We start from the raw sequence: 13,350 nt of genomic DNA, 5'->3' as shown, positions 1-13,350 counted from the left end.
ATTATTGTTGTTGATACCAATCCAGTATTCAATTCCGGTGTTTCCCCATCAATGTTCGGAACGACATCTGTAACACCGCCCAAATGCAATTGTCCGCGTAAGGTGATGTCCTGGTTGAGTCCGGCATTGATAACGTTTGGCAATGCAATTGCTGTAAAGTCAGCCGCCTGAAAAATATGGATATCAAAACTTCCTGCTTCATTCGGTTGTGCCGAAAAACACGGATGTAGTAAGTCGTATTTTCTGAAAGTCCGCTCATCTGAAGTGTCGGTTCGCTGCTGCAGAAAATTTCATTCATCGTGTTGCAATCACCTGAATAAACCGCATAACGCACGTTCGTATTGCTATTGGTCGGATTAACATTCAATGTCAACGCCTGAAAATTAGCTGAATTGAAAGTGTACCAGGTATCATAAGAGCCTCCATTGGCACAGCTCGCGAAATCAATCGGACTTATCGATGAGTCCAGGTTGGTTGAACTTGTTATGGTATTCAGCTGTATTTGTTGTGCGCTGCTGCATTCGTCATTCGCCAACGGTACGAAAATAAAACCATTAATAAAGCTGTTGCCATCCCAGTTGCCGCCATCAGTACCGTTAGAACCGCCATGAGTATAACCTGCGTTGCTACCGCCGATGCGTGCCCTTGTCGCAAAATAATAAGGCAGCGCAGCCGGAACTGAAGTTGTCAGGGTATATGCTTCGTAAGCCGCACTTACACTACTGTCCAGGTAGCTAATTGCCATGAAGATTCATTCCACGTGGCGGGATCGGTATTGTCAGTGCTGATGCCGATCCAGCATTCGATGCCTGGCGTTTCACCATCGATGTTCTGAATGATGTCGGTCAGACCGGTTTCCTGTACTTGACCGTGAAGTGTAAAAGCCTGGTTGATTGGAGTTATTATAAGTGCAGGTGGTGCAATTGCCGTTATATCTGCGGAAGCGTAAACGGTGAAAGCAAAATGGCCAACCCACGCGCTTGAGCTGCTGGCATTGCAATTGGATCTTACGTAAAATTCGTAATTACCGACAGTTAAGTTCGTTTTTGTAAACGGACTTGTTACCCCTGTATCCGAAGCGTTTGTCGGAACTCCACTACCTGCAAGACCAACATAGATGTCGTTAATTACCGAAAGGCATCCTGAATTTTCCCACTGTAAAACAGCCGAATTGCCTGTGATTTGCCCAGTTGATAAATTGAATGGTGACGGGCATGCCACATTTGAAGCACCCGCGCCTTCAACATAATTGCCGCTGCTTCCGCTAAGCGTAAAGTTATTGAGCGTTCCACTGTAAACAGACGGACTGCGATGGTCGATAAGTGTTGTAACAGCCATATTATCAGCATTTGCATCACCTTCATCGAAGGTATAAAAAGCTACGATGTTTTCGGGATATATCGGAGCAGAACTGCTCATATCTGCCTGAATATCTGCCTGTGATAATGCAGAATTATAGACTTTTACTGCATCGATACTGCCATCAAAGTAAGTATCTTCGCTGGCGTTATTACCGATGGAAATGAAGTGGCCGCCATCAATCAGCAAAGGAAACTCAAAACCATAATCGCCATTCCCGATTTCGCATCCGTTAGCATAAATTTTATAACCGAAATTGTTCACTACGAATGTGACGTGCATCCACTCGCCTACCGTATAATTGAAATTCGCATTGGCATCTGTGCGTATCCAGTTACCGCCATTTCCGATATCGCCATGGATAATGTTGCCTTCGCCGATTTGAATATCAAATGTTACATCGCCGCCGCCTCTTGTGCTGAAAACATGCATCCATTTGGTTGGATTCATAGGTTTTACCCAGGCTTCAACGGTAAAGTTATTGGCGATGGTTTCGCTTTGTTGCGGAACGGAAATGTAATCGTCAAATCCGTCGAAATTCAAGGCTGAGTTACCTTTAACTATAATCGTAATCGTTTGAAATGAAGTACATCCATTAGCATCACTTGCAGTAACAGTATAAGTCATTGTAGTTGTTGGCGAAGCTGTAACGCTGTCTCCGGTTGTGGCGCTTAGTCCTGTTGCCGGACTCCAGCTGTAACTTTCGCCACCGGTTGCGGTAATTACTGTACTGCCGCCCGGATTGATGAATGTTTGCGTTGCTGAAACCATCACCGGAACAACAGTAACATTTACGGTAACCTCAGCAGTACTGCTACAGCCATTGTGTGTTCCCGTAACGGTATAAGTTGTTGTTACCGTTGGCGATGCGGTCACAGAATTGCCTGTTGTGGCGCTCAACCCTATTGACGGACTCCAGGTATAATCATCGCCACCATCAGCCGTAAGTGTTGCCGAACCACCTGAACAAATCGTTCCTGATGTGGTATTTGCAGTAATAACCGGTACGTCTTTTACAGTAATCGCAATTGTATTTGTATTGCTGCAGCCGTTGGCATCGGTACCTGTTACCGTATATGTTGTATTGCTTAGAGGATTCGCATTTACATCGGCACCGGAGGTTGTATCAAGTCCGTCTGCAGGTGACCATATATAAGTTGTTGCGCCCGAAGCATGGATTGACGTTCCTGTTCCTGAACAAATTTCAGCTGAAGCCGGTGTCAGCAAAATCGTCGGTAATGGATTAACGCTGACTGTTACTGTTTTTGCCATAGGGCAACCGCTGGCTGAATTTCCGGTAACGGTGTAAGTCGTAGTTTCTGATGGATTAGCGGTTACTGTATTTCCTGTGGTTGTGTCCAATCCGCTTGACGGGCTCCACGCGTAAGAAACTGCACCGCTTGCAGTAAGTGTTGTGCTGCCGCCTGCGCAGAATGAAGGCGTTCCCGAAATCGTAATTTGCGGATTATCTACGGTAACCGTAACCGTTTGTGTGCCGCTACAGCCATTATTATCGATGCCTGTGACCGTGTATGTTGTGGTCGCTGATGGTGTCGCCGTAACGGAGTCGCCTGTTGTGGCACTTAATCCGCTTGAAGGACTCCATGTGTAAGAAACACCTCCTGAAGCGGTTAATGTAGTACTGCTGCCCGAACAAATTACCGGATTTGCGGCCACTGCCCCAATCGTTGCCGGGGTAGTAAGCGAAACAGTTACAGGCGGTGTTGTACTGACGCAGCCATCGGCGTTGGTGGTTTGTACGGTGTAATTCCCTGCCGTCGTTGCCGAAATGGTTGGCGTCGTTAAACCATTCGACCATAAATAAGAAGCGTAATTTTTAGTGCTGTCTGTCCATAGCGGAGTATTCACAAATGTACCATTGTTAGCCGCATTGGCTGTATTTACTACAGTTGTGCCGGTAGTTTCGTCTAATTTGAAATAATCGATAAGGTTTTGTGTTCCCGCCGGATAAGTGGCGTACATACCGGCCTGGATTTCCGATTGGGTGCGGGCGACGTTCCAAATCCTTACCTCATCAAGGCTTCCGTTGAAATTAGAACCGGCTGTATTACCCAAAATTCCGAGCATAACCGGAGCTGTGTTGGCACCTAAAGTGCCATTGCTGGTTGTTTGGTTCGCTTCTAAAACACCATTCACATAAATCTGCACATTTCCTGCGGTTTTGTTGCGAACGGCAGCTACGTGCACCCAGTTTCCTGTATTGACGTTGGAAGTTGACCTGATGGTTAAAATTGTCGAACTGGATGCATTTCCATAACCAAATATAAATTTATTCGAACCCATCGAAGTTCCGAAATCACCGACATTTCCCGAATAAGCGGCTACAAGCCCTTTTCCGTTGAGCCAACGCGTGGCAGTTCCGGTGGTTTGTGTGGTTTTCATCCAGAATTCAATCGTGAAATTATCAGCTACATTTTTCGGTCCGGTCGTAACAGCGGTGTTGTCCCATTGAATTGCAGGCCTTTCACAGGAATTGTCGATGAAAGCACAACCGAACCACCCGGGCAAAATGTTGTTGGCCCGCCCGCCGTAATTACGGAAGTTCCTTTAACTGCAACAACTACCGAAGCTGATCTGCTGCAGCCTGCAGCATCTGTTCCTGTTACGGTATAGGTTGTCGTCTCAGAAGGGCTTGCAGTTACTGAAGCGCCCGTGGCAGCACTTAAACCTGTTGACGGACTCCATGTATAATTCAACATGCCTGAAGCCGTAAGTGTTGTGCTTCCGCCTGCGCAAATGGCAACATCTGTAGGTGTCACCGATATCGCAGGATTGTTGAGTGTAACCGTAACAGTCTGCGAACTCACACATCCGCTTGCGCTTGTAACTGTTACGGTGTAAGTGCGTGTTGCTGTTGGCGTAACGGTAACGATATCGCCTGTGGTTGCACTGAGTTCTGTCGCCGGACTCCACGAATAAGTCGCGCCGCCCGAAGCTGTCAAAACTACATTACCCCCCGGACAAACCATAGGTGCTGATGGTGTCACGGCCGCAATTGGCAATGAGTTTACAGTTATTGTTGTTGGTAAAGAAGTACTGCTGCAATCCGGATTCGTAACCTGAACGGTGTAATTTCCGGATGCATTCACTGCTATTGAAGGCGTTGTTAGTCCGTTTGACCAAAGATAAGATTGGTAATTTCTGCCAGAAGTTATCCACGTCGGCGCATTAACGACTGTACCGGGATTTGCAGGATTTGCAGTGTTGGAAACTGCGCTTCCTGATGTTTCATCCAATTTGAAATAATCGATGAGATTTGGTGTTCCCGAAGGGTAAACGGCATTCATTCCGGCGGAGATTTGCGATTGCGTACGAACTGTATTCCAAATGCGCACATCGTCTAAACTGCCTGAATAGTAAGCACCCGTACCCACCAATCCTAAAGTGATTAATGATTGTTGTGTAAGTGATGCCGTAGTAGCTGTGCCGGTTTTCTCGAGTACTCCGTTGATGTAAATCTGCATTGCGCCGGAAGCTTTTGTACGGGTTACAGCAACGTGCATCCATTGACCAGTATTTACTGAAGAAGTTGATCGTATTTCCGTATTTCCCACACCGAAATCAAGCAAACCGGCGTTGAGTGTTACACCGAAAGCGCCGGTAACTGGCGTTCCATAAGAGGTAACCAATCCTTTTGCATTGTACCAAATTGAAGTTTCAGGTGTATTTTGCGTAGTTTTCATCCAGAATTCGATGGTGAAATCATCTGAAATATTCCTGTTTGCTATTACCGAATTGTTTGTTCCGTTAAATTGCAATCCCGCAACCGGAATCGCAGACGAAAGCGTCACCGAGCCGCCCTGGCAAAAAGTTGTCGGCCCTGAAGCGGTAATCGTTGCTATTGGCTTTACAATTACTATTACATTAACTGATTTCGCACAACCACCTGCATCAGTACCAGTTACGGTATAAGTTGTTGTCGTTGTCGGGTTCGCGGTTACAGTAGCACCGGTCACGGCACTCAATCCGCTTGACGGACTCCAGGCATAACTGACACCGCCTGTAGCGGTAAGCGTTGTACTGCCACCTGCACAAATAATTTCACTGGCTGCGCTTGCTGTAACATTCGGGCTGTTAACGGTTACGGTAACCGATTGGCTCGCCTGGCAACCATTTGCAGCCGTAGCAGTCACAGTATAAGTTGTAGTGACTAAAGGTGTTGCGGTGACAACTGCTGTATTTGTGTTGTTAAGCCCTGTTGCCGGACTCCACGAATAACTTATACCGCCCGAAGCGGTAAGTGTTGCACCTGAGCCTAAACAAATTGAAGCTGAAGAAGGGGAAATTCCCGCAATTGTAGCTGGATTTACAGTCGTACTGATACTGCTGCTCGTTCTTACACAACCATCAGAATCGGTAGTCTGAAGTGAGAAATTGCCGGTAGTATTGACTGTAATTTCCGGTGTTGTAGCATTATTCGACCAAAGGTAAGACGAAATGGATTCGTAGTTAACCCAAGTCGGGCTGTTTACTAAAGTTCCGTTATTGGAAGCATTTGCTGTATTGGTTGCTGACGTGCCGTTTCTTTGGTTCATCTTGAAATAATCCAATAAACCTGTCGCGCCTGATGAAAAATCGGTATTGATGTTGCTTTGGATTTCAGCTTGCGTACGAACGACATTCCATATCCTGATTTCGTCTAGTGTTCCGCTGAAATAATTGCTTCCGTTTAATAAACTTCCGATTCTTAAAGCCGACGGAGCGGCCAACGAATTCGTGTTTGAACTTACATCAGAAGCTTCCAATACGCCATTAATATAAATTTTTATTGCACCTGAGCTTTTTGTTCTCGTCAAAGCTACATGGAACCATTGTCCTGTATTGACCGAAGTTGTCGACTGGATGGTTTTATCCGTAAAAGTACCGCCGCCGCCAATTCCGAAGGCGATTTTGCTGTTCATTAACGATACTCCGAAGTCATTTACGTTTCCTGAAATTTCACCGTCAATGATTCCTTTTCCCGAATACCAATCGGCTCCCGCAGCATTTGGCTGAGTAGTTTTGATCCAGTATTCAATGGTGAAATCGTCTGAAACAGAACGGTTAAGTGTCATGTAATTATTTGTTCCGTTAAATTGAAGCGCTTTATTTTTCACACCCAAAATCACGTTGCTATCAGAACAGAAAGTCGTCGCTCCATAAGCCACAATTTCCTGCGCTGGTTTCACGGTAATGGTAATCGATTTACTGGCGACGCATCCAAAGGCATTTGTTCCGGTGACGGTATAAGTCGTAGAAGTTGTTGGATTAGCGGTTACGGTCGCACCAGTCGTGGCACTCAATCCGCTGGACGGACTCCATGCATAAGTTGAAGCGCCTGATGCCGTAAGCGAAGTACTGCCGCCAGGACAAATGCTTGACGAACCCGCAACCACATTCACCGAAGGATTATCAACCGTAACCGTAACAGTCGCCGAAGAAAAACAGCCGTTGCCATTCGTTCCCGTAACAGTATAAACTGTCGTAACAGAAGGAGTTGCCGTAACAGTTGCGCCGGTTGTAGCACTCAATCCCGTTGACGGGCTCCACGAATATGTAGTCGCGCCAGTCGCAGTAAGTGTTGCAGCGTTACCCGGACAAACAGTTGCCGGAGAAGCATTCACAGCCGTAACCGCATTTGGTGTAAGCGTTAACGTAACCGGATTAGAAGTCAGACTTCCACAACCCGGGTTTGAAATCACCACATCAAATACAACATTATTTTCTGAATAAGGCGGATTTGTAATCGTAAGTGTATTGGTAGTCACATTGCTGTAAATGGCGTTATTCGTAAGCGGCACTCCGCCTTTTCTCCACACATATCCGGTAGCATTCAAAGCTGAAACGCTGATGGTTGTCGTTCCCGTTCCGGCACAATAAGTCGTTGGCGCAACAGGTTGTGTATTGATTGCCAATGGTTGATATGGCGTAACCGACTGGCTGCTTGTGGCAGTTCCAACCGAAGTTGTCACGGTTACCACTCCGGAAGCACCCGAAGGTATAGTTACCGTTAAAGCTGAATCTGTCGTATTGGTAACCGTTGCCGTAACTGTTCCGATTTTGACTATTGTTGTTGTGGCGAGTCCGCTGCCGTTGATGACCAATGAACCTCCGATACAAACAGAAGTTGTGTTAAGGCTTGTGATATTAGGAGCCGGAATTGCAATGAAATTACCCGCATCAGCGCCGATATCGGATGGTGTAAGTTCGGAACGGGTTTCATTATCAATGTCTGTCGCCAATCCGTTAAAGACACTTCCGCGTGATTCGATGATAGTTTGTACCACTGGATTGATATGCAGATTCGGTGTCGTACCGGTTGGGGTTAAATATTGCGGATTGCCAAAAAAGCTGCTTCCATCAGTATTATTGGCGGTTTTCCATGCAGCCAGATCAGCAACATAAGCCGAATGGTTGTTATCATATCCAACGTAAAAACCATTTCCGCCTCCGTAATAAACGTTATTGTCTGAAACTGTACGTGTGTTGACAACCAGCGCAGCACAAACATTATTCCCGGTCGCGCCATTATTTGACCTGCTGTTAACGAGAATATTGTTGTTGAACCTGCGCAATCCGGTATTCGCTATCTGCGCATTCAGGGCTGATGAGAGCCCGGAACCTGAAGTCGGGCTTCCGCCGATGTAAACGCTGTTGTTATAATATTCGCAGGCCAATGTTCCTGTATGATAAAGCCCTCTGATTGGAATTGCCTGCGTAACGGTATTTCCAAGGTCAATCATATTATTAAAGACATGGGTGTTCAGGCTGGTGCAATAAATTCCGTTAATTGCCGATGCCGCATCCGTAGAAACACCAACCAAAGTATGGATTGTATTTCCGGAAATTATCGCATCGGCGGTTGTCGACAACGAAACAGCATTAATACCATTCATTTCAACTGAAATTCCCGCATTATTATTTTTAAGGGTATTGATGTTGTTATTGTACAAGAAAAGTTCACTGATCGTAAACATTTTAATACCTGACAATTCACTTCCGCTACCGGTAAGATTGCGTATGGTGTTACCAGTGAAAGTTGCCAATAACGCATTACCATAAATACCCATTACCCTTGCAGCGGTATCCGTCGATGTAGATTGCAATGAGTTGGCAGTCGTGCCTCCGATGGTATTGTTGTTGATGATTCCGTTATTAGTTGAAGCATGCGTGATGGTTATCCCGTTAAGCGACACAATCGAGCCTGAAGCTGAAATGCCGCCGATGTTATTACTATTTATTGTATAATCACCGTCGCCGCTGGTATCGATTCCGGTTACTGATGCACTCGTTGAAAGTGTTGTATTGAAAGTGATATCGCCATTGCCGGTCATGCTTCCGATGGTATTGCCTGTAACCGTAAATCTGTCCTTTGAAAAGAGAAATTCCGGTAAAGCCTCTTCCCTGCCCCGAAATTGAAATTCCCGCAATGGTGTTATTCTGGATAGCAACGACACCACCCGGATTATTGGCGCTAATCGCTGTAAAATCAACACCGCTCGGTAATGTTACGCTGTAAGATCCGGTGCTGTCGCTGTTCGCGTATCCAATAACGTTGTTCGAAATGAGTGTTGCATTATTGCTTCCTGTAAAGCGAATGGCCCGATGACTACTGCTATTGCCTGCGCGTGCTGCAGTCTGGTAAAATTTGTTGTTGGTGATGGTAAATCCGCCATTTTCGAAATCAATGGCATAGGAACCACCCGGATTGAAATAATCATACATATTGTTATGGTCGATTACTGTTCCCAAGGCGTTTACCGGGTATTCGTATTTCCTTAATTCAATACAACTTCCTACAGGATTGGCGGCAGTACCTCCAATATTGCAATAGGAAAAAGTATTATTATTGGAGTTGTTATCGAGTTGGATGACCGGGCGCGTTGCCGAAGTACCTGTCAACGTACAATTCGTAATCGTATTATTTGAAGCGTTACCGTTAAAATTTATGATTGTGTTAGCGCCAGTAAGTTTAAGACTGTTACCGCCGGAATTGAGTCCGTTGATGGTAACATTCGACGCGCCACCCAGTTCAATTGTATAAGATGTACCGGTAACCGTCGTGCGCCTGTTGGGGTGATGGTTATTGAGCTGTAAGAACTCAGTCCGTTTGCGTTGCTGCCCAGAAGAGAGGTATAAGCACTTTCCGTAGTATCCCCAACAATATTGATGCTGATGGCGCCGGTATGTGCGCCAATGTTGATGCAGTAAAAAGCATCATTGAGCGTCGCATAATAGCCTACTCCGTTTACGATTACATTTGTTGCAGTTCTGTCGGTTGTCCAGTTACCGATGGCGCTTTGCAGGTAAAAGAACTGTAAAGTCGCCTGATAATTGACACCGCTACCGACCTGATTTTGCATCGAAGTCATGGTTTCGTTATGGGCATTCGCGGTTCCCTGGTTAAAAACATAATTTATCGCACAAGTTCCGGGAACCGATGGTGTCGTGCTATTCATATCTGCCTGGATATTGGTTTGCGAAAGCGCACTTGTATACACTTTCACATCGTCCATCGAACCGCGGTAATAAGTATTTTCACCAGGTTGCGGCCCAATTGCAGATTATGTGTATTATTGAGCAGCAATGGCGTAGCGGCACCACCGGCATAAGTTCCTGTTGCCAACTGATTGCCATTGACATAAATCGTATAACCGGTCGTCGTCACGACATAAGCAACATGAAACCACGTTCCCACTGTATAATTGTAAGTGGCATTGGCCGTAGTTGTAAGCCAGGCTGTACCGTTTCCGATATCGCCGTGAATCGTATTTCCGTTTAAAATCTGCAGGTCGAAACCGTTTTCAGATGGCGTTCGCGAACTGAAGATGTGCATGGTTTTCGTCGCATGTTTTGGCTGGATCCACGCTTCGATGGTGAAGTTTCCGGAGATTGTGCTGCCCGAAGATTGAGCGATGGAAACATAATCGTCATTGCCGTCAAAGTCAAGCGCGCCGCCGTTAATTTGAGCATAATTGACTGAAATACAGCAAAAAATCAGTAAAAGGGAGTAGATTTTTTTCATAATTACTTAATTTAGGAGTAAGTATGGTCAAATCTAAAACCATAATGAATGGCTTACAATACAGGAAAAGCTGTAGTTTTTTAGAGATCATTTCACCAATAAAACTTTAAGAAAAAATACGGCTAACCCGTAATACAACGTATCGGAAAAAATTGTATTTTGCCTTAAGGGGAGGGCCAATGCAATCCCTACGAAAAAATTAAATTTGTTGGATACGGGAACGCCGTAAAAATTGTTAAAGTTTTGAAATGTGCAGAAGGTTGCTTTTTAAGCAATAATTCATCATCAGACCATTGAAAAATAAAAAAACCCGCCACAATGACGGGTCACTCCTAAATATTCAAAAGCGGGGATTTTCAATAAAAGCGTTTTTTCCGGGCAGAAGGAACAGTCGAAATTCCCAAAAAGGAATACACCAGGCACCAGCCCATAAAAGCAGAAAGAATAACATAACAGCCCAAAATCAGGCATCCGTTTTTAACCAATTCATCTTTGGTCAGAAAAATACCTGCGACAATAAATATGCCGACGATATAACGGACGTACTTTTCAGTATTGCTGATATTTTTTTTCATTCTTGCCATTTAATCTTTGTCTGAGCTGTAAATATAGTAACTCAAAATACAACCTGCCATACACGAAAAGCTGTAGTTTTATTACAAGCATTCCGAATTGCTGACATCTAATAGCGTGAAAAAAAACAGCATTGCCAAATAAATGTGACGAAAACCATTTTAGCAGGGATGAAACTGCCTGCAGTTGAGATGACCGGACACTGATTACTGAACACTAGACCAGCTTATTATCTATTGCAAACCGCACCAAAGCCGCAGTATTTGGCAAATTGAGTTTCGCCAGCATGTTATTGCGGTGTGTGTCAACGGTCTTCACCGAAAGCGAAAGCGTGTCAGCAATAACTTGATTCGTATGCCCTTCGGCAATCATTTTGAGGATTGATTTCTCGCGCGGCGTGACGATATTTTCGGTGAATTGTATGTAGTCATTTTTGATAATGGTTTTCCCTGCCCGGTCTCGTGTAAACAACTCTGATAAAACCGGTGAAAGATACACCTCATCGCGGCGCATCACCTGAAACGCTTTTACGAATTCCGAAGCATCGGCATTCTTAATCAGAAAACCATCGGCGCCGGCTTTGAGCACTTTTGCGACCGTTTCGAGGTCTGAAAGCATACTCACAATAAGGATTTTGGTATCTGCACAATGGCGTTTGATTTCTTTGGTAGCTTCAATCCCGTCAATCATCGGCATATTGATATCCATCAAAATGATGTCGTATTTTTCGTGGCGGCATTTGTCGATGGCTTCTTTTCCGTTGAGCGCATGATCGGGCGTGCCGATATCGACGTAATCTTTCAGTATCAATTTGAGCCCGCTTATAAAAAGCTGGTGATCGTCGGCAATGAGTAATTTTATCTTGCTGGTCCGGCATCTTACAAAGGTATTTCGATTATGGCCTGAATCCGGCATTCGGCATAGAATCGAATTCAACCGTTCCGTTAATAGCTTTTACGCGTGTTTCGATATTGTTGAGGCCATTGCCGCGTTGCAATGCCGTCACGTCAAACCCGATGCCGTCGTCTTCATACATCAATATCAATTGGCCGTCGCGTTTGAGCAATTCGATTGAAACCTGTTTCGCCTGCGCGTATTTGAGCGTGTTGTTGATGAGTTCCTGCGTAATCCTGAACAATTCGTGCTCGATTTTGTGGTCTGGCCTCACATCGATATTATGGCGTGATAACGAAAATTGTATCAGATGCAGCTTATTGATTTTGTTGACCAATTCTTCTGTCGCCTGAAGATATCCTTTTTCGCGCAAGACGGAGTTGTGCATTTCGTTCATGATTTTGCGCAAATCGCTGATGGAATTGTCGAGCATTCCGATAGAAGTATCAAGCGTTTCCAGGTCATTTTCGCCTATTCCCTTATTCTTCAAACTGCTCATGAACATCTTCGCTGTCGAAAGCTGTGCGCCAAGATTATCATGCAAATCGCGGCTGATGCGGTTGCGTTCTTCCTCTAATGCTTTCTGGCGGCGGATTTTGGCGATTTTATTGCGTTGCAGGATTAAGATGATGAGGAAAATCACGACAAGCAACATTCCGGCGATTGTGTAATAGCGAATGTTCTTCTGATTCTGTAATTCTTTCTTCGCAAGCGCTTCCTTGATTTTTGCGTTTTCTTTGACGTTTTTCAGGTCGAATTTTACTTCTAATTCTTTAAACTTCTTGCCTTTTTCAACATTAACAATCGAATCATGCATCTCTGTATACAGCACATGATTTTCGTATGCGAGTTTGTAATTTCCGGTACTTTTATAAATTTCAGTAAGATCATTGTAGCTGTCTTTAATGTAATCAAGTTGACCCGCCATTTTAAAAGTCACGAGCGCAGTATTGATGAGTTCTATGGCCTTTTTCGTATTACCTAACTTAAAATACGCATAACCGATATTATACTGCGCATCTGCAATACCAAAAGGATTCTGAATTTCCTCATTGATTTTCAACGCCTTTTGATAATATTCAAGCATCTGCGGAAAATCATTTTTCTTAGAATAAAACCGTCCCGTGATGATATAATTATTAGCAATTGCAGCCCCGTCATTTTCGGCAATAGACCTGCGCAGCCCTTCTTTTAAATACTGAATTGCCAGATTGGGCTTATTATTGACCAGATAGCAACTGGCAATATTATTGTAGGTTTCGCCAACCTTGTAACTGTCTTTTTTAGAAATTTGCGTTTTAAGGCAACTGAGGTAATTCTGCAAAGCCTCTTCATTCATCCCCTGATTGCTGTAAACCAAACCGATGTTGTTGTAAGCGGCGAAAATCCCAAATCCGTCATTCCTGCTTTTTGCAATGGCGAGCCCTTTTTGCAGGTTGGATAAGGCTTCCGTGTAATTTGACAATTTTGTATAAGTAACGCCTATATTGATGTAGGCG

At 44.7% G+C, this 13,350-nt stretch carries 9 protein-coding genes; all 9 read right to left on the bottom strand.

Annotation, left to right across the window (positions count from 1 at the left end):
• Positions 1-28: 28 nt before the first annotated feature.
• Positions 29-745, bottom strand: coding sequence for a hypothetical protein (locus ACSLFW_RS12910; protein ID WP_436556083.1), 717 nt, complete (start codon positions 743-745; stop codon positions 29-31).
• Complete coding sequence (locus tag ACSLFW_RS12905; RefSeq protein ID WP_436556082.1) at positions 715-3,888, bottom strand: LamG-like jellyroll fold domain-containing protein; 3,174 nt, start codon at positions 3,886-3,888, stop codon at positions 715-717. The genes ACSLFW_RS12910 and ACSLFW_RS12905 overlap by 31 nt, the downstream gene beginning before the upstream one ends.
• The gene (locus ACSLFW_RS12900; protein WP_436556081.1) at positions 3,789-8,693 is read right to left on the bottom strand and encodes a LamG-like jellyroll fold domain-containing protein; all 4,905 of its coding nucleotides are present in this window, start codon (positions 8,691-8,693) and stop codon (positions 3,789-3,791) included. Before ACSLFW_RS12900 ends, ACSLFW_RS12905 begins: the two co-directional genes overlap by 100 nt.
• Positions 8,608-9,261 (bottom strand): hypothetical protein, encoded by a 654-nt coding sequence (locus tag ACSLFW_RS12895; protein WP_436556080.1) that lies wholly within the window; start codon positions 9,259-9,261, stop codon positions 8,608-8,610. Before ACSLFW_RS12895 ends, ACSLFW_RS12900 begins: the two co-directional genes overlap by 86 nt.
• A 44-nt stretch (positions 9,262-9,305) precedes the next feature.
• A complete protein-coding gene (locus ACSLFW_RS12890) occupies positions 9,306-9,866 on the bottom strand; it encodes a hypothetical protein (protein ID WP_436556079.1) in 561 nt (186 codons plus the stop codon).
• On the bottom strand, positions 9,863-10,384 hold the full coding sequence (locus ACSLFW_RS12885) for a LamG domain-containing protein (RefSeq protein WP_436556078.1): 522 nt from the start codon (positions 10,382-10,384) through the stop codon (positions 9,863-9,865). The genes ACSLFW_RS12890 and ACSLFW_RS12885 overlap by 4 nt, the downstream gene beginning before the upstream one ends.
• Positions 10,385-10,740: 356 nt before the next feature.
• Entirely contained in the window at positions 10,741-10,959 is a 219-nt protein-coding gene (locus tag ACSLFW_RS12880) for a YgaP family membrane protein (protein WP_436556077.1), read from the bottom strand.
• 214 nt (positions 10,960-11,173) lie between these two features.
• On the bottom strand, positions 11,174-11,872 hold the full coding sequence (locus ACSLFW_RS12875) for a response regulator (protein ID WP_436556076.1): 699 nt from the start codon (positions 11,870-11,872) through the stop codon (positions 11,174-11,176).
• Positions 11,853-13,343: a tetratricopeptide repeat-containing sensor histidine kinase gene (locus ACSLFW_RS12870; RefSeq protein WP_436557445.1), complete on the bottom strand. Its 1,491-nt coding sequence runs from the start codon at positions 13,341-13,343 to the stop codon at positions 11,853-11,855. The genes ACSLFW_RS12875 and ACSLFW_RS12870 overlap by 20 nt, the downstream gene beginning before the upstream one ends.
• Between the last annotated feature and the right edge of the window lie 7 nt (positions 13,344-13,350).

Source organism: Flavobacterium sp. 3HN19-14 (genome assembly GCF_051373205.1).
Lineage (GTDB): Bacteria > Bacteroidota > Bacteroidia > Flavobacteriales > Flavobacteriaceae > Flavobacterium.
Note: the sequence above shows the minus strand (reverse complement) of the source record. Positions and strands in the feature narration are given on the sequence as shown.

Bases quoted from the DNA above. Each gene is read 5' to 3' on its own strand.
- ACSLFW_RS12910 (WP_436556083.1), bottom strand. From the start codon at position 745: ATGGCAATTAGCTACCTGGACAGTAGTGTAAGTGCGGCTTACGAAGCA.
- ACSLFW_RS12900 (WP_436556081.1), bottom strand. From the start codon at position 8,693: ATGACCGGCAATGGCGATATCACTTTCAATACAACACTTTCAACGAGT.
- ACSLFW_RS12885 (WP_436556078.1), bottom strand. From the start codon at position 10,384: ATGAAAAAAATCTACTCCCTTTTACTGATTTTTTGCTGTATTTCAGTC.
- ACSLFW_RS12880 (WP_436556077.1), bottom strand. From the start codon at position 10,959: ATGAAAAAAAATATCAGCAATACTGAAAAGTACGTCCGTTATATCGTC.
- ACSLFW_RS12875 (WP_436556076.1), bottom strand. From the start codon at position 11,872: ATGCCGGATTCAGGCCATAATCGAAATACCTTTGTAAGATGCCGGACC.